The organism is Psychrobacter fozii, assembly GCF_003217155.1.
GTDB lineage: Bacteria > Pseudomonadota > Gammaproteobacteria > Pseudomonadales > Moraxellaceae > Psychrobacter > Psychrobacter fozii.
Genome location: NZ_QJSU01000001.1, coordinates 333,392 through 350,870 on the forward strand (window position 1 = coordinate 333,392; position 17,479 = coordinate 350,870).

Annotated in this window: 18 protein-coding genes; 12 read left to right on the top strand and 6 right to left on the bottom strand. The window is 40.5% G+C overall.

Going from position 1 to position 17,479, the window contains the following annotated elements:
* Nucleotides 1-142: 142 nt before the first annotated feature.
* Complete coding sequence (gene lplA, locus DFP82_RS01345) at nucleotides 143-1,162, top strand: lipoate--protein ligase (protein ID WP_110921927.1); 1,020 nt, start codon at nucleotides 143-145, stop codon at nucleotides 1,160-1,162.
* 37 nt (nucleotides 1,163-1,199) lie between these two features.
* Here the strand turns inward: lplA and DFP82_RS01350 are convergent, their stop codons facing one another.
* On the bottom strand, nucleotides 1,200-1,898 hold the full coding sequence (locus DFP82_RS01350; RefSeq protein WP_146221317.1) for a hypothetical protein: 699 nt from the start codon (nucleotides 1,896-1,898) through the stop codon (nucleotides 1,200-1,202).
* 306 nt (nucleotides 1,899-2,204) lie between these two features.
* Between DFP82_RS01350 and DFP82_RS01355 the strand changes: the two genes are divergently transcribed.
* The 8 genes from DFP82_RS01355 to DFP82_RS01390 all read left to right on the top strand — a co-directional run bounded on the left by DFP82_RS01355 (nucleotide 2,205) and on the right by DFP82_RS01390 (nucleotide 7,335).
* Nucleotides 2,205-2,732, top strand: coding sequence for a PAAR domain-containing protein (locus DFP82_RS01355; RefSeq protein ID WP_110921929.1), 528 nt, complete (start codon nucleotides 2,205-2,207; stop codon nucleotides 2,730-2,732).
* Between the two features lies 1 nt (nucleotide 2,733).
* Nucleotides 2,734-3,342, top strand: a complete 609-nt coding sequence (locus DFP82_RS01360; RefSeq protein WP_110921930.1) for a hypothetical protein — start codon at nucleotides 2,734-2,736, stop codon at nucleotides 3,340-3,342.
* A 44-nt stretch (nucleotides 3,343-3,386) separates the two neighbouring features.
* Complete coding sequence (locus DFP82_RS01365) at nucleotides 3,387-3,899, top strand: hypothetical protein (RefSeq protein ID WP_110921931.1); 513 nt, start codon at nucleotides 3,387-3,389, stop codon at nucleotides 3,897-3,899.
* A 70-nt stretch (nucleotides 3,900-3,969) separates the two neighbouring features.
* Complete coding sequence (locus tag DFP82_RS01370; RefSeq protein ID WP_110921932.1) at nucleotides 3,970-4,650, top strand: hypothetical protein; 681 nt, start codon at nucleotides 3,970-3,972, stop codon at nucleotides 4,648-4,650.
* Nucleotides 4,651-4,707: 57 nt separating this feature from the next.
* Nucleotides 4,708-5,259, top strand: a complete 552-nt coding sequence (locus DFP82_RS01375; protein WP_110921933.1) for a peptidase associated/transthyretin-like domain-containing protein — start codon at nucleotides 4,708-4,710, stop codon at nucleotides 5,257-5,259.
* Nucleotides 5,246-5,815 (top strand): hypothetical protein, encoded by a 570-nt coding sequence (locus tag DFP82_RS01380; protein WP_110921934.1) that lies wholly within the window; start codon nucleotides 5,246-5,248, stop codon nucleotides 5,813-5,815. Before DFP82_RS01375 ends, DFP82_RS01380 begins: the two co-directional genes overlap by 14 nt.
* A 48-nt stretch (nucleotides 5,816-5,863) precedes the next feature.
* A complete protein-coding gene (locus DFP82_RS01385; protein ID WP_110921935.1) occupies nucleotides 5,864-6,409 on the top strand; it encodes a peptidase associated/transthyretin-like domain-containing protein in 546 nt (181 codons plus the stop codon).
* 20 nt (nucleotides 6,410-6,429) lie between these two features.
* The gene (locus DFP82_RS01390) at nucleotides 6,430-7,335 is read left to right on the top strand and encodes a tetratricopeptide repeat protein (RefSeq protein WP_110921936.1); all 906 of its coding nucleotides are present in this window, start codon (nucleotides 6,430-6,432) and stop codon (nucleotides 7,333-7,335) included.
* Between the two features lie 32 nt (nucleotides 7,336-7,367).
* Here the strand turns inward: DFP82_RS01390 and DFP82_RS01395 are convergent, their stop codons facing one another.
* Nucleotides 7,368-8,324 carry a hypothetical protein gene (locus tag DFP82_RS01395; RefSeq protein WP_110921937.1) on the bottom strand — a complete coding sequence of 319 codons (957 nt, stop codon included), beginning with the start codon at nucleotides 8,322-8,324 and terminating at the stop codon, nucleotides 7,368-7,370.
* Between the two features lie 129 nt (nucleotides 8,325-8,453).
* On the opposite strand from DFP82_RS01395, the gene DFP82_RS01400 reads away from it, so the two are divergent.
* Entirely contained in the window at nucleotides 8,454-9,227 is a 774-nt protein-coding gene (locus DFP82_RS01400) for a lysozyme inhibitor LprI family protein (RefSeq protein WP_110921938.1), read from the top strand.
* Between the two features lie 254 nt (nucleotides 9,228-9,481).
* Nucleotides 9,482-10,444, top strand: coding sequence for a hypothetical protein (locus tag DFP82_RS01405; RefSeq protein WP_110921939.1), 963 nt, complete (start codon nucleotides 9,482-9,484; stop codon nucleotides 10,442-10,444).
* Nucleotides 10,445-10,534: 90 nt separating this feature from the next.
* On the opposite strand, the gene DFP82_RS01410 is transcribed toward DFP82_RS01405, so the two are convergent.
* Nucleotides 10,535-12,670, bottom strand: a complete 2,136-nt coding sequence (locus tag DFP82_RS01410) for an NADPH-dependent 2,4-dienoyl-CoA reductase (RefSeq protein ID WP_110921940.1) — start codon at nucleotides 12,668-12,670, stop codon at nucleotides 10,535-10,537.
* 363 nt (nucleotides 12,671-13,033) lie between these two features.
* Between DFP82_RS01410 and DFP82_RS01415 the strand changes: the two genes are divergently transcribed.
* Nucleotides 13,034-14,698: an AMP-binding protein gene (locus DFP82_RS01415; RefSeq protein WP_110921941.1), complete on the top strand. Its 1,665-nt coding sequence runs from the start codon at nucleotides 13,034-13,036 to the stop codon at nucleotides 14,696-14,698.
* A 93-nt stretch (nucleotides 14,699-14,791) separates the two neighbouring features.
* On the opposite strand, the gene DFP82_RS01420 is transcribed toward DFP82_RS01415, so the two are convergent.
* The 3 genes from DFP82_RS01420 to DFP82_RS01430 all read right to left on the bottom strand — a co-directional run bounded on the left by DFP82_RS01420 (nucleotide 14,792) and on the right by DFP82_RS01430 (nucleotide 17,006).
* Nucleotides 14,792-15,211: a DUF6691 family protein gene (locus tag DFP82_RS01420; protein WP_110921942.1), complete on the bottom strand. Its 420-nt coding sequence runs from the start codon at nucleotides 15,209-15,211 to the stop codon at nucleotides 14,792-14,794.
* Between the two features lie 72 nt (nucleotides 15,212-15,283).
* Nucleotides 15,284-15,721, bottom strand: a complete 438-nt coding sequence (locus tag DFP82_RS01425; RefSeq protein WP_110921943.1) for a YeeE/YedE family protein — start codon at nucleotides 15,719-15,721, stop codon at nucleotides 15,284-15,286.
* A 151-nt stretch (nucleotides 15,722-15,872) separates the two neighbouring features.
* The gene (locus DFP82_RS01430; protein WP_110921944.1) at nucleotides 15,873-17,006 is read right to left on the bottom strand and encodes an aminotransferase class V-fold PLP-dependent enzyme; all 1,134 of its coding nucleotides are present in this window, start codon (nucleotides 17,004-17,006) and stop codon (nucleotides 15,873-15,875) included.
* Nucleotides 17,007-17,479: the final 473 nt, after the last annotated feature.

The window sequence follows — 17,479 nt, forward strand, 5'->3', positions numbered from 1 at the left end:
AGCATTCAAATCTTTAAACATTATGTAACACCGCCACTAACCTATTGAACTCATCCCTCGCATCGGTAAGAATGGTTATACCTATATATAAAAGCCAACTCATAAAACCTAATAAATAACCTTCTACTCAAAAGGATAAACAATGAAACTACGCATCTTAAAATCTGCCGTGACCAACCCTTGGTTTAACCTCGCGACCGAGGACTGGATATTTAATACCCTCAATCCCGACTCGCACACGCTGTTTCTATGGCGTAATTCTGAGACCGTGGTCATCGGACGCTCGCAGAATCCATGGGTGGAATGCAAAATTGATAAAATGGAAGCTGACGATGTGTTTTTGGCACGGCGTCAAAGTGGCGGCGGTGCGGTGTTTCATGATTTGGGCAATACCAACTTTACTTTTTTATCACCCAAAGATGACTACGACCAAGCAGCGAACTTTACCATTATCATCAATGCGCTGAAAAAATTAGGCATAAATGCTGACTTATCTGGTCGTAATGACATGCAAGTGGGTGATAAGAAAATCTCAGGCAGTGCCTTTAAACATGCAGCAGATCGCAGCTTTCATCATGGGACATTATTAGTGAATGCCAATATGCAAAAGCTGGGTGACTACCTCAATCCGCACCCACTCAAGCTAAAAGCCAAAGGCATCAAATCCGTGCGTGCTCGTGTGGCTAACTTGGTTGAGTTTAATAAAGACATCAATCATGACACGCTGTCTGATGCGATTATCGAGGCGTTTTGTGAATACTATCGCGACAAAGATTATGGCGACACTGCGCCAGTAGAAGCGTTAGATGAAGCCAGTCTATCTAAGCAGCCTAGTTTGAATAAGTACTATCAGCAAATGGCAGATTGGGATTGGCGCTTTGGCAAGACACCTGAGTTTACCCATCATATTGAGACACGCTTTGATTGGGGCATTATCGATTTGCACCTTGATGTAAAGCAAGCGGTGATTCGTGAAGTCGTTATCTTCTCTGATGCGCTAAATGTTGAGTTGATTGATCTGTTAAAAGAGATTCTGACTGATAGTAAATATAACCGCAGTGACGTAAAAACTAAGCTCGATGAACTAGGCACAGCGCAACCTGAATTGGCAGCGCAAGTGAATGACGTATCTGAGTGGTTGACTAGCGAGATGGAAGGTTAGAAAAACCGCCCTTCCCTTCTCCTTGCCTGCCTTTATACTATTCAAAATTAATATGCCAATTATTTTTAAGCGCATCGAGCTTAGGCACGACACATGACTTATATTCGTTGTCAGGCTCGACAAATATCAGAATAGTATCGCCTGTTCTTTTATCACTGATGATTGAGAAATCACTGGTCACCGACTCGCCGACAATCTTATTGCCATCTCCAGTCTCATACTCATAATGCACCTTGACGCCTTGCCCAATACTGACAAAGGGGATCGTGTATTTTGGCATGATAGATACAATCCTTGCTGATTTTACTTGCCCATATTTATAGAGCTTAAGCTCTTTGCTAGTCCTTACTATTATATAGAGTAAAAATGGCAATCCGAATAGCAAAAAAGGTATAGGAGCAAGGAAAAACAAAGTCGTAGGGAAGTGATAAGGCTTGATGTTTTTGATAGCCGACTGACCATTGAGAGATTTAATCGTTATATCGTCACCGGCCGCCAACGCCTCTATCTTGACCTCTTCGAGCACTTTATATTCAGACTCAATTGCTTGACCATCTTCTATATATTGATATGAAATCACTGTTGGATGCAGGCCATTTACTGTGACCGTATAATCGGTTTCGATATTGCTAATCTCGGCAGTGGTTTCTATACCTTGGGCATCAATTAACTCATAGTCTACTTTTGGCATATCATTGCCAGTCAAAGAAAATACTAGGGTAAAAATAGTCGCCATTAGTAAGGCAAAAAAGGCGAATATAACTGCAAAAAATATAGCAATAGGCCGCTTTTTTAAGATATTTATAATGGTAGAGAATGTAACGGATCTTTGAGCAGAATTCATGCGTCAGTTTCGCTATGTCAGAAGTGATAGTAGGTAAAGAAAACATACGCGGTCATCATAACTGATAATGAATTTAAGTTGAATATTGTTTAGTCAATCAAGTATAGTGGCTAGTGATAAAAGACCCGTCATAATGAACTATCCATGACAAATCAAACATAATGTATCAGATTTTACAAATTACAAAGAGGTAGCACTATGGCAGCCTATATCACTGTCGGCGCAAAGACGACGCATGGCGGTACGGTAATCACTGGCTCACCGCAAACCACTCATAATGGTATTCCTGTCGCTCGCAAAGGGGACAAAGTCGTCTGTAAGAAGTGCAAAAAGGTCGTGACAATTATCACTGGTGATCCGTCCTATATAGTAGATGGTGCGCCTGTTGCCCGTGCAGGTGATATGACCAGCTGCGGCTCAAAACTGATTGCTAGTCAACAAGCTTTTTCGGAGTCGGGTTTTGATGTGGGCAATATTGAACCATTGCAGTCTGCAAAGTCGGACTCAAAAAGCTTGCTTAACAACATAGATGAAGATATTTATGATGATAGATTTCAATTACTGGATCAACATAGTCAATTTCCACTAGCCTATATCAACTACCGTTTAGATTATGACGGTAAATCGGTTGAAGGTACGACTGATGAAGAAGGGTTCACTGAAGCCATTGGAGCAGATTATCCAGCGGAAGTGAGTATTAAGATACTATTTGATGAGGAAGAGTAATATGTCAAGAAAAGAAATTGATTGTGGTAATCGTCATCTTACTGAAAAAAATAACAGTGATCATAAGTGTATTGAAGTGGATGCTGGAAGAAAGCTAACTTCTGGTGAAGAAAGTCTTATTAAAGAAATGTTTGGTAACAACATAGATTTTAAAACCGTTCGTATTTATAACAGAAAATTATGGTCTAAACAAAAGGACACTATGGCAATAGCACCTAATGGTAGTATATATTTTGCTCCTAAGGTGCATAAAAAAGATTTTTCTTTAGCTTCAGATACTAGTAAGCATTTTTTTATACACGAAATGACTCATGTTTGGCAGCATCAAAATGGGCAAATGGTAGTTTTACGAGCCGTAAGTGAACAGATATTTATAGAATATCCAAGTCAAAAATTAGGGTTAGGGCATGGCGCGTATAAGTATGAACTTGACCAAACAAAAACCTTACTAGATTATGGAATTGAACAGCAAGCATCTATTGTTGCGGATTATTGGGCACTGAAAAATGGACTACATATTGAACTTAGAAATTCCATAAGAGCTACTAATCGTAGTGAAGCATATTTAACTCACTATATAATAGTTGTAGATGAAATAATCAAAAAGTAATAAAAAAATATTAACTTCATTAATAATAAATAGGATATTTTATAATGTATTTGTTCACTCAAGAAAACAAAAAAATACATATAAATAAATCTCATATATTCAATATACTTAAAATAATATTCGTGCTATCAACAACTAGTCTTCTTGGATGTTTCCAAGACTATCCTACGCATAGCCCTCCTATCGAAGGAAGTATTGATATATCGAAAAATAGCAAAGGTGATTTATGTTTTATGCCAATATTCAGTTCTGCCGTCGTTATGGAAAATCCTATAATTTTTAATTATATTAAAATGGAAGAGCTTGCTATATTGGATCCGAATGCTGAAATAAGTGATCATGTCAAAATACAGATTAAACCCAAGAATAAAAATTATTTCAGTTTGAGAGATGGGCAAAAAATATGTTTAAACTCTAATAATCCTAATTTAGAACAAATTACTTATTCTAAGTTAGATAGGCAATTATTAATAGTTTCAATTGGAGGTTTAGACGATAAGGAAGACCATTTTATAAGTTTTCAAAAAGAGTTTAACTATCCTTATACACCTGAGTGACAACTATCCTTCCATCGGCAGACTGATAGGCGATACGTAGGCAAGCTAATAATTAGAAAGGTATAACCTGATGCAAAAAAAAGCTTTCACTCTGTTGACCTTACTTCTACTTACATCTTGCATGTCTAGTAATGATCCTAATCATGATAAGACCAATACTGCTTCTACTGAAAACCTTAACAGCTCAAAAATAAGTAATAAGCAAACAATAAAAGAAAAAGACCAAATAGTCGACGAACATAGAGATATTGAAGCTGTTCTACGTCATGTGATTGATAAATGGGAGGAACCCATAAGTGCTGATGAAAAAGCAAGAAACTACCAATCTTTACTCAATCTTGAAAAATACGGGGACATTAAGCTTGCCGAAGGAAACTATGGTGGAGCTTGGTATAGATATAGCGCAGGATCTATTCACTACCCCTCGCCTAAGCTATTAGTGAAAGCAGGGGATGCACAGATACTTCATATTGTGAATAACTTCGACACTATTTGCGACCGCGAACTTTGCTTAAATGAACAAGGGCGTGTTACCCAGAGGAAGCGAAGCTCTGTTAGAAATATTGTTCTATCCACCTATGGTGTGGCGCTAGGTTTTAATCGTTATCCTAAAACAGATTACAGAGAAGAGCAGAGCTTAAGCAAGGAAGAAGAGCAACAGTTAGTCAAAAAAATAGAATGTCTAAACGAGAAACTTGACTTTGAGACTGAGTCAGCTGACGTATCTATTTTGGCACCATGTATTGGTTGATCAATCTCAAAAAAACGTCAATTGCATGCCACTACCCTATAAGAAGGCAGCACGTTTATGAGTATATTTAGCAAGTCGAGCGGTTTAATTATCGGTACATTTGTTTCTTTGTGTCTTTTAAGCTGCTCAGCAGGGCAGGACATCCATGGCTATGCATCCCCAATCATTACGGGGCAAGTCTTGGATAACATAACCAACCAACCTTTGAGTAATGTCTCAATCTATGAAAATAGTATTCATCAAACTCAAACTGATATCAATGGACATTTTAAATTACCTGCCTTCAAGTTTTCATATACTACATCGGATTATGACGTGCGTTCATTAAATGAAGCATCTAGCGGAAGCTTCTCTATAGGCAAAGAAGGCTATAAAGGTATAAGTTACAACAAATCTGGTATCAAGAAACTAGAAGTTAAATATACCTCAGAAGTTCCGTATCATATTCATTTGGGCAAGGTGTTTTTAGAGCCGCTACCAGAGGGTGTGGACATGAACGATATTGAAGATGAGTACATTGATGACATGACATTTTGTCAGCCTAATGACTCTCAAAAAGACGTCAATTGTATGCCACTACCAGATGGAGTTACAAATGAAGCCTTATAAACTATTTGTCTTTACCAGTGTACTAACTATCCCATTAAGCGCTTGCTTGATACCAGAGCCTACTGATTACTACGTCACCCCAGCACTTTCAGGCCAATTACTAGATAGTGTCACTCAGCAACCTGTTACTGATGTAAGTATTTACTTAACGGATGAACATCAAACGACTTCTGACAGCACAGGCAAGTTTGCCTTGCCACCTATGGTCGTCTCAGATGATATGAATAAAAGGCGGAATAAAGAACAGCTGCAATTCATTTATGAATACGCTGACATCATGATTGAAAGTGAGGGATATCAACGCCGATTAGTTAATGTCGATGGTATGGCTTTACCTACGCCAGCTTTGGATATTAATACACCAGTGTCAATAAATATGGGTAGTGTATACCTCACGCCACTAGCAGAAGGTGAGCATGTCTATGATAGGGTATATCAATATACTGAGATGATGAGATACTGCAAACCTACCGAGTCTCAAAAAGAAATTGATTGTATACCCGTACCAGAAGGTAAAACGTATGAGCAAGTGAGTCCGAATCGACCTATTGAATAAATAAAGTAGTTGGCTTTAGTGATTAGTGTCAAAATAAAAAGGCTTTGAATGCAAAATAGAACGCTTTATTTAACTGTATTCGTACTCTCATTAGCCAGTTTAACTGGCTGTCAAAAAAAGGTGATCTATGCTACGCCGCAAATTACAGGTCAGGTGATTGATAAGAAAACCAATCAACCGATTGCAAATGTAAAGACAGTAATAGGTGGAAATGCTTTTGCCTTTACAGGTGCACAAGGGCGCTTCACTGTACCACCAGTTACTTATGAATATACAGTGAAATACCCAAATCATAGAGAAGTTATGTCTATAGGACACACAAGCTTTTCAATAAGTAAGCCGGGCTATGAGATCAAGTCGTATGCAAATGGAGGATTGGCTTCTATACCTAAGCCATATACTGAGAAAAGTTACGTGAATATGGGTCAAATTTATCTTATGCCAGTACCACTTGGTCAAGAAAGAGATTATAGAACTTACTATTCAACTTTAAATTTTTGCAAGCCTACTGAATCGCAAAAAGAAGTCGATTGTATACCCGTACCAGAGGGTAAAACGTATGAGCAAGTGAGCCCGAATCAGCCAATTAGATAGTATTTCCTACCGGAGTTTCGATGTATCAAAAAAGAATCATACCTTTAATTCAGTCTTTACTACTAGCGACAGTGCTATCTAATAGTTTGATAACTTCTGCTTGTTCAGCGGAGTCTTCAAATACAGAGCTACTCTCCAATAAAAACACCCCTGCTGAAATATATAAACTCGGACTAGCCTACTACGAAGGTGACTCGGTCCCTGAAGATGATGCCAAAGCTTTTGAACTGTTTCAAAAAGCCGCTGATCAAGGCTATGCCCCTGCTAAACACTATTTAGGCGTTATGTATTATGATGGTATTGCTGTTGAACAAAACTACCAAAAAACACTGAAACTGTTTCAAGAAGCTGCAAACCAAGAAGATGCCAACGCTCAATATGGTCTCGGTATTATGTACGACAATGGAATTGGTGTTAACCAAAACCATGAAAAAGCCATGGAGTGGTATCTCTTAGCCGCTGGTAATGGATCTTTTGATGCTCAAAATAATATTGGCACGCTTTATTATTTTGGTAAAGGCGTGACTCAGGACTATGATGAAGCTTTGAAATGGTATCAAAAAGCCGCCGAGCAAAATATAGCTTTAGCGCAATTTAATATCGGTGGCCTCTACGAGAACGGCTACAGTGTGTCACAGGACTATGATGAATCTTTGAAGTGGTATACCAAAGCTGCTGAGCAAAATCTAGATTTGGCACAACTTGCTATTGGTGGTCTCTACCAAAACGGCAACGGTGTAACTCAAGACTATGACACAGCTTTTGAATGGTATAAAAAGGCTGCCGATCAAGGCAATCAAGAAGCTAGCAATCGCATTGGTAGATTGGTCATGAATGATAAAATCGACGATACTGGTATTACTATATATAGTACCCAAGAAACTGGTCTCACATTAGGTGACATTGAAGATAGCTTGAGTGAATAGATAGTAATTAACGAAACACTATCTTAGGTAACCTAACAGTCATATGCTTCGTGATACTCCATCTTAGACTTAATTATTTTTTCGATATGTTTCACAAATATCTTGGTCTCGGGTCTACTATCTTCATCAACGATCAGCAGACCTCCTATCGAAACATAGCAGACGCCAGCAGACTTAGTAGGTAATAGATTGGTCCACTTAGATGACATGTCACTCTTCAATTGTACCGTTTGCCAGTAGTTCGATAAATAATAGTCACCTATCGTAGATTGCCACGTACAAACTTCAGACTGCGTGATGACTGATTGGACCGCTAATGGTGTTTGAAACAGTGCATCTTTGTACAATCCATCGAATGCTCGGATGACGAAAGCAGCAGGATGGTTTGGGAACTCCTCTCTTTCTCTTGACCGAGGCATACTTTGTGCTTGCTTTGTCTGAAAAGACTCAATAGTACTAATATCAACCTGATCAGCCATTTCAGACTCCAACTCACGTATGGGCTTTGAGTACAATAAATCTAAAAGATCTATATCACTTAACGATATAGACAGAGAGCCAATAATTTTTTCGTTATCTTCCTCTCGTACACCGCCATACATGCTAACGCCAATGACACAGTTATCAAACTCCCATTCACAATGCTCTACTACATTATCGCTATAGTAATGGCTATCAGAGGAATAGTTTGACCCCGGTCCTAAATACGCTATAAGTTTTTTAATAACTTGTTGCCTATTAAATAGTTGTGCTGGGATATTGATCCATATTGAATCAATCAATCGGTCATTATCTGCTGCACTAAAATGACAGTGAGCAATGTTGAGAGACCAAAACTTAGCTAGTCTTATAGTTACTATTTTAGGCATATAGCTTTCTTCATAAGAGCGATTTACTATCTCTTTTTCAGGAAGCTGAGCTTCTATATCAGATAACTTATCACCCCATTTGAATGTCACATCACCGAATAGAAATTCGTTTTTTCTCATAAATGTCTGCTTTAAGATATTAAATATCCATAATGATACACTTATGTTTATTAATAAGAAAGCTGTTAGGAAGTCTCTAGATTAGATATTAAGCCATTTATAAAAACATCCTCTAGCAATGAGAACCCTATGAAAAAACTCGCCTTAGCCACAGTAAGCATTTTAGGCACTTGCCTACTCTCCACTTATGCCAATTCAGCAAGTTTTGATTGCAACAAGGCTGCTACTTGGGTAGAAAAAACCGTCTGTGACAGTCCTGAGCTTTCTAAGCTTGATGACGCAATGGCGAAGAAATATAAAATCAATCTTGGCGCTGCTCCTGACTATGAAGACAGCAAAGCTTTTAAAGATAGGTTCATTGCTAATCAACGCACATGGCTTACGTTTCAGCGTAATACCTGTAAAAGTGAAGAATGTCTTATCCGTGAGTATAAAGAGTATATCGAAGAGCAAAGCAATTACGGTGTGGCTTGGAATTTTTCAGATGAGTTAAGTCCTTCTGATTTACCGAGTAAAAGTGCCTTTGGTAAGTTTTCTCAAACCTCTCAAATCTCAATATATAATTCAGGTACTCAGCGCTGGGAAGATACGGGAGAGGCAAAAAATACGGTATCGATTCATAGTGTCGCTAATAAACCTTATCTTTCTATTATCGATGGCGTTTTGATTTTTACCAATGCTCATACCTGCGATTTGGGAGAGAGTAAAGCCATATGGTCAGAAAATCACTGGGTCGTCAACGATGATCAGCCAGATAAAACGGCTGAGCTGCGTTTTTATCCAGCACTTTATAAAGGCAAGACTCAATTATTATTAAGAGATATGGATGATCAATATAGAAGACTGCATTGTGGTATGCGAGGGTATTTTGACGGTACTGTGTTAAAGCGTGAGGTCGATTAGTTTTTCTCATTAAAAAATAAACATTGCTGAAGATGCATAAATAGGTAGCACCATTCACTTAAATATTTTTTTAACACTACCATTATAAAATCCTTTTTAATAGCGTGATTAGTGCGTACGATTGAGAATCATTGATAAGATTTAGCATCGCATAGATAATGAGTTTTGGGAGATAGTTTTTGGAGCTTGTTTGAGCCAATAATTTTATTCTTAATATTTTTAATTATGAGAAAAATATCTTAAGGCAAATAATAATGTTGAATGATAGAGATTTAATAGATGGGGAATTAAAAATAAAAATACCAAAAAGAGCTAAATTTATTGCTATAGGATGGCTTGTAATTTGTGGAATCATTTTTTCTGCTTGGCTAAATTTTTCTCCTGATAATACAGTACGCTCACTATCCCTTGGCGATATCGGTGCATTTTTGTCAGGCATATTTTCTATATTAGCTTTCTATGGGTTTATAGAAGCTTACCTTATACAAAGTAAGGAGCTTAGACTACAGCGATTTGAGCTAAAAGAATCTATCAAAGCTCAGCAAGGTTCTGAAAAAGCGCTCAAAGAGCAATCAGAAGCACTAAAATCTCAACTCAAAATTAGTGAAGAACAGTTTAATTTGTACTTATTAGAGGCAAAAGCAAAAATACCAATTTTCAACCTTTTCCAAATACATACTTTCGTGGTTAATGTCCTACACATAGAAAATCAAATTTCAAACGAAATTGATCTTTTGCAACAATCTATAGAATTATTGCCTTTCGAAAAAAATTCTTACACATTGACGGAGATCATCGTTTCCATAGAAGTAAATAATACTGGAGGCGAGGGTAGACTTGTAGGTGTAAAGAGCCTTATAAAAATTGATAATTTACATTATATGCAAATTACTAGTTTTGAGGTCATCGGTAGTTCAATGACAGACACATATGACAATTACCTAATAGAATTTAAATTTAAAATAAGTTCAATGGATTCAGATGTTTTTTCAAATAGTGCAATATTCAAAGCTTTTATTCTTGATTTTATTGAGAACATAAAATTTGAAAGTAATTTTAGATGCCGTGAAAGATCATATAAGCAAAAATATAAAGTATGTAGAAATAATTTCTTTGATCAACTCTTAAAACATAATAACTCTGCTATTCAAAATTTTGAAAAAATGGAACTGCAATACCTTCTAGCATTTGGTTACAACATAGAAAGTTTTGAATAGAATATAATTACGACGAGCATTTCAGCGAAAAACCAAAAAACGGCAGGAAATAATATTCCTGCCGCCCCATAAATACTTTATGTTTGACTATTAAATCCCTGCCGCAACCTCAGCCCCATCACGAATCGCACGTTTGGCATCCAATTCAGCGGCCAGTTTTGCGCCACCGATTAAGTGATATTGCGCGTCTGGTGCATCACCAACGTTTGGCATTAGCTCAACGACTGACTCTTGACCAGCACAGACCACAACGCTATCGACACGTAATAGCTGGCTTTGACCTTGACTGTTAGTGACCCAAATACCTTCATTAGTGATTTTGTCATACTGCACGCCAGCGACTTGGATGACGCCGTGAGATTTGATATGCGCACGATGTACCCAGCCTGAGGTTTTGTTTAGACCACTGCCCAGACGACCTTTGCTACGCTGCATGAGGTAGACTTGGCGAATTGGTTTGATTGTGTGCGGTCTGACCAGGCCACCTTCACTTTGATAGTCGGTATCGTTGGTCACGCCCCACTCCTCGCGCCATTCGCTGATTGACTGCGGCTCAGGACGATAGCTTGGATCTTTTAGTCCATCAGGGCCGATCTCATCAAGCGACTGACCATGATTAGCGGTCAAGTATTCACTGACATCGAAGCCAATACCGCCCGCACCGATGACTGCCACTGTGTTGCCCACAGCTTTTTCACCAGAGAGCAGTTCAGCATAGCTGATCACTTGCGGTAAATCAGCACCTTCGAGCTTACCTTCTAGGCTTCTAGGTACGACGCCAGTGGCGACGATGACATGATGGAACTTGGCTTTTTCAAGCATGTCTTTATCGACCTTGGTGTTCAGTTTTACGTTGACACCCAAGTGCTCAAGCTCATTGATATAGTAGCGAACGGTCTCAAAGAATTCTTCTTTACCAGGGATGACTTTGGCGTAGTTAAACTGACCGCCCAACACGTCTTTGGCTTCAAACAAGGTGACATCATGACCACGTAGGGCAGCCACATGAGCGGCTGACATACCAGCGACACCGCCACCGATGACAGCGACTTTTTTAGGCTTTTTCGCTTTCTTATAGACCAGTTCAGTCTCGTAGCATGCTTGTGGATTGACCAAACAAGTCGAGCGTTTGTTTTCAAAGGTATGGTCGAGACACGCTTGGTTACAGGCGATACAAGTATTGATACGGTCTGTCTGGCCGTTTTTGGCTTTATTGACCCAGTGCGCATCAGCCAAGAATGGACGTGCCATCTGAATCATATCTGCTTGACCAGTCGCGACGATTTCTTCTGCTGTTTCTGGCATGTTGATACGGTTGGCCGCCATCATTGGGATACTAATGTGCTTTTTGATTTCAGCGGTGAAATCCACAAAGGCTGCACGTGGCACACTGGTCACGATCGTCGGAACACGCGCTTCATGCCAGCCAATGCCCGTATTCATGATGGTTACGCCCGCTTCTTCTAGCGCTTTTGCCACGGTAATGACTTCATCCATGGCGTTACCGTCTTTGACCAAATCGATAACAGATAAGCGGAATAGAATAATGAAGTCTTCACCAGTCGCCTCGCGAACGGCTCTAACCACATCAACAGCGAATTTCATACGAGCGTGAATATCACCACCATAAATGTCTTTACGCTTATTCACATGGCTCGATAAAAACTGATTGAGTAGATAACCTTCAGAGCCCATGATTTCGACACCGTCATAGCCTGCTTGCTTGGCAAGTTTGGCTGAACGAGCATAGTCTTTTACCGTTTTCTCGATATTTTTGATGCTCATCTTGCGTGGTTTGAATGGTGAGATTGGGGATTTGATTGGGCTAGAGGATACGGCAAAAGGGTGATAGCCATAGCGACCACTGTGCAATATCTGCATGATGATTTTGCTGTCATGTTTATGCACAGCACGAGTAACGCGCTGGTGGTTGATGACGTCAGCTTTGGTATTCATCGTTCCGCCAGCAGGCAACAACCAACCTTCACGATTGGGCGAGATACCACCAGTGATCATCATTGCCACGCCGCCTTTGGCTCGCTCTGCAAAATACGCCGCCAGCTTACCGTAATTATAAAAACGATCTTCAAGACCCGTATGCATAGAGCCCATCACCAGACGGTTTTTGAGCGTAGTAAAACCCAAATCAAGTGGCTCAAATAAATGCGGGTAATGTTCATTGGTAGTGGCAGTTTCAATCGGCGCGGCAGTGCGGCTGGCGGTCATATCATTTTCCTTATGAATAGCTTGCGGGGTTTAACGTTACTGGTATCGTACCACACCGCTATTATCATCAGCTACGCAGACAAACGACTGATGAGTGGACGTTTATTCATTACCATACCAAATGGCTCTGCTTAATAGCTGACTTCCTAGTATGCGGTTAAACAAACACGACAAAACCAGTCCAATTATCAATGACGAATGTCTATAATAATTAGGTATTAAGACGTAGCATCGACTGGATTAATCGATTAGATTATAAGGGTAAAAATACAAATACTTCCAATTGATGACATGCCCTGATAAAGTCGATCGACTAAGGTATTACCTCAGAAAATCTCAAATATATGATAAAGGATTATCACAATGACAGACTTCCATACTGGTCTTGGCAAAAATGCAGCCAACCATCAACCGCTTACCCCCATTGATTTTATCATTCGCAGTGCGCAGGTTTACCCTGACAAGACTGCCATCATTTATGACGACCTAAAATATAATAACTTCACCCAAACGTGGCAACAAACCTATAATCGTTGCAGGCAGTTAGCCGATGGGCTACGCAAACTGGGCATTGATAAAAACGATACCGTGGCAGTGATGATGCCGAACACGCCAGCGATGATTGAATGTGCCTTTGGTGTGCCGATGTCAGGTGGTGTACTCTGTACATTGAATACCCGACTCGATATCAACGCCCTCACCTTTTGTCTACAACATTCAGAAGCCAAAGTTCTGGTTTTGGACAGTGAGTTTGCTGAATATGCCGAGATTATCGATGAAACCTTTCCCAACCTAATTGTTATTCATGCAACAGATGCGGCTCTCAAAGTCGATAGATTTGGACAAATGAGCTATGAGGAATTGGTTGCCAGTTCAGACAGTTTGGATAACTGGGAAAAACCATCAGACGAATGGGATGCGATTGCACTGAATTATACCTCTGGCACCACAGGCAAACCCAAAGGTGTGGTCTACCACCATCGCGGTGCCACGCTCAATGCTGTGTCCAATATCCTAGATTGGGACCTACCGAAGCATCCTATGTATCTCTGGACGCTGCCGTTATTTCACTGTAACGGTTGGTGCTTTCCATGGACCATCGCTGAGCGTGCCGGTATCAACGTCTGCTTACGTAATATTGATGCGGATTTGATTTTACAACTAATTGCTAAGTACAAAGTCAGCCATTATTGCTCAGCTCCTGTGGTACACAATATGATTGCAGGTGGTAAGTCTGAATATAAAGAGGCGATTACCCACGAAGTAAATGGTTGGGTCGCTGGTGCGCCACCATCTGAAACCATGCTAGCCGCAATGGAAGCCATGGGATTCCACATCTCTCATGTCTATGGTCTCACTGAAGTATATGGACCAGTGACGCTCTGTGCCGAGCAAGCAGAATGGGATGAGCTGGATGTCACTGTACGTGCGCAAAAGAAATCACGACAGGGTGTGACTTCGCACCTGATGACTGGGTTTGAGGTGTTTAAACAAGGCACGACTGAACCTGTCGCGGCCGATGGTGAAGAGATGGGCGAGTTGGCACTACGCGGTAATATGGTGATGAAGGGCTATCTCAAAAGTCGTAAAGCCACCGAAGCGGCCTTTGCCAATGGCTGGTTTCGCACGGGTGATTTGGGCGTCAAATACCCTGATGGTTATATTAAAATCATGGACAGGCTTAAAGATATCATCATCTCAGGTGGTGAAAATATCTCTAGTATCGAGGTGGAAAACATCCTATATAAAATGCCTGAGATTCAAAGCTGCGCCGTGGTCGCTGCACCACATGAAAAATGGGGCGAAGTGCCTGTTGCCTTTATCGAAATTCATGCTGATAGCACCTTGCAGCACGATACCGTGATGGCGCATTGCAAGCAGCATTTAGCGGGTTTTAAAGTACCCAAATATATTATCTTTGCTGAAATACCAAAGACCAGTACGGGCAAAGTTCAGAAATTTGAGCTGCGACAAGCGGCCAAATCATTGGCACACGAAACCCCAAAAGTCACGGTCAGTGCGAAATAGGCTTTTGAAAGTGTAAAACATGTCTTATAAGTAAAATATCTTTTATAAAAAGGGTCAGCTTAATCATATTAGGCTGACCCTTTTTTGAGCGCTCTAACTAAGTTTTGGCTCTAACCATTGATAAATCAGCATGCCAACTATCATGGCAGGGATGAATACATACGCTTGCCATTGTCCTGTTCCGAGCAGTACGATTCCTGGCCCTGGACAAATACCCACCAAACCCCAACCAATACCGAACAGCATCGCGCCGATAAGGAGTTTTTTATTGATAACGGTTTTGTTTGGCATCTCGATTAATGTGCCAATCCAGCTCGTCTGCTGACGCTTGGCCAATTGCACACCAACGATTGCCACGATTAATCCACCACCCATGACCAATGCGAGGGAAATATCCCATGCACCAAAGATATCCAAAAAACCTTGCACTTTCACAGGATCAGTCATACCAGATATCAGCAGTCCAAAGCCAAATAGTAACCCTGCTAGCAATCCAATTATATTTTTTAGCATGTTTTTTCTCACACCTAATATGTTAATTCAAGCTGCTATAAATAGTACTCAACGCCGTATTGGCACGATTCTTTAAATCAAACCTAAAACATGCCGACCAAAATACACCGTCACAATACCAAAGAGCATAAAGGTCGCCGTCGCTGCCATCGAGCGTGGAGACAAGCGTGCATTGCCACAGATGCCGTGACCACTGGTACAGCCCGATCCCAAACGCGTCCCAAAACCGACCAATAATCCCGCACCAATTAACAATGGTAGAGAAGTACTAATATCTATATCGGGTAACGGTCTTCCAAAACTGTATAGTACTGGCGAGACTACTAGACCCACGATGAACAATATCTGCCACATCTCAACACGCGTGGGCTTCAGTAGGCTTGAAAAGATGCCACTAATACCCGCAACACGCCCAACACCAAGTAGCAGTATAATGGTCGCCACACCTAGCATTAGGCCGCCCGCTAAGGAGATTGGTGTAAAGGCCTGCCAGTCTATTTGTATACTCATAACGGACTACCCAATTAAGTTTATTAAATACGTGCTTAAGTATTAATTTATAAAAACACATTATATTATAAAATATAATAAAAGGGTAAAAAAATACTGACCCCATATCAAACAGGCTCAGTATTCTTTTAGCTAAGGCGTGTGCTAAATACTATTTAGCCAACACTTCATCAAGTGCTGACTCAAAACGTGTGACTGCACCATCAACATCAGTCAATTTATCTAGACCAAATAGACCCAAACGGAAGGTCTTAAAGTTATCCGGCTCACCAACTTTCAGAGGGACACCAGAAGCGATTTGCATACCCGCTTCTGCAAAGGCACTGCCTTTATGCATGTCATCACGATCGGTATAAGCCACGACGACACCTGGTGCTTCAAAGCCTTTGGCTGCCACGCTCTCGATACCTTTATCAGCAAAGACCTGACGGATGCGGTTGCCCAGCTCCCATTGTGCATCACACAATGTATCGAAGCCGATTTTTTTAGCCTCCAGAATGGTATCGCGGAACTGGCGTAAGCTGTCCGTTGGCATAGTCGCATGATAAGCGTGACCGCCATTCTCATAGGCACGCATGATGTTTAACCACTGCTTCAAATCCAAGCTAAAGCTGTCAGATTCTGTACTGTCTACTTTTTGGATAGCAGCATCGCTGAGCATGACCAGACCAGCACACGGCGTACTGCTCCAACCCTTTTGCGGCGCACTGATAAGGACATCAATTCCCAAATCTTTCATGTCTAACCAAACACAACCTGATGCGATACAGTCAATAACCAATAAACCACCAACGCTATGCACGGCAGCGCTCAAGGCTTTAATGTAGTCCGCTGACAGAATGATTCCTGATGAGGTTTCAACATGCGGAGCAAATACGACTGCTGGTTTTTCTGCTTTAATTTTTGCAACTGCCTCATCGATATCGACAGGTGAAAATGGCTTTGGAGAATCGCCCTCTTCACGATGAGCAGTCAAGACCGTAGTCGATTTGGCAATTTTGCCTTTTTCTAGGATTTGCGACCAACGATAGCTAAACCAACCATTACGAATAATGAGGCAATCTTCATCGTTTGCCAATTGACGCGCCACCGCTTCCATACCATAGGTACCAGCACCCGGTACAATCACGACTGCATCAGCGTTATAGACTGATTTTAGGTCGCTAGATAGGTCATTCATCACTTGTTGAAAGACTTTCGACATGTGATTGAGGGCGCGGTCAGTATAGACCACTGAGTATTCTAATAAGCCGTTTGGATCAATATCTTGACGTAATGCAGTCATGGGGCGCTCCTAGTTTATTGTTAGATGATTTAATAATTCTTAAGCTGTGGCTACAGCAAGCTCCAGACACTAAAATCCCGATACTAGAGTCCGGATATTAGAGTCCGGATACTAGAATCTAAGTGCAAAAATCTAAATGCCAACCTAGCCAAATACTATTTATAGTGAGATAGCACTATTGCTAGAGACTATAGTTGTTTCAATTTAAAAGTAGTACAAGGCAACCAAGTGTAGATGTATGTTTAATACTTCAAGTGAGGTTAAAGCAGTAATACTTTTATAGTGAAATAGCACTGTCGCTAGAGGCTACTATAGCTAATATTCATTTGGATATAATATCGAGTAATAATCGAGAGTACGACGCAGGGTTGACGATATAGCGCTTTATCCTAGTGCTATTGCCGTTGATGATTGTGTCTTGCATGCATTGATTTTATTAACTTGGGACGAAATCGTACAAAACATATGCACTG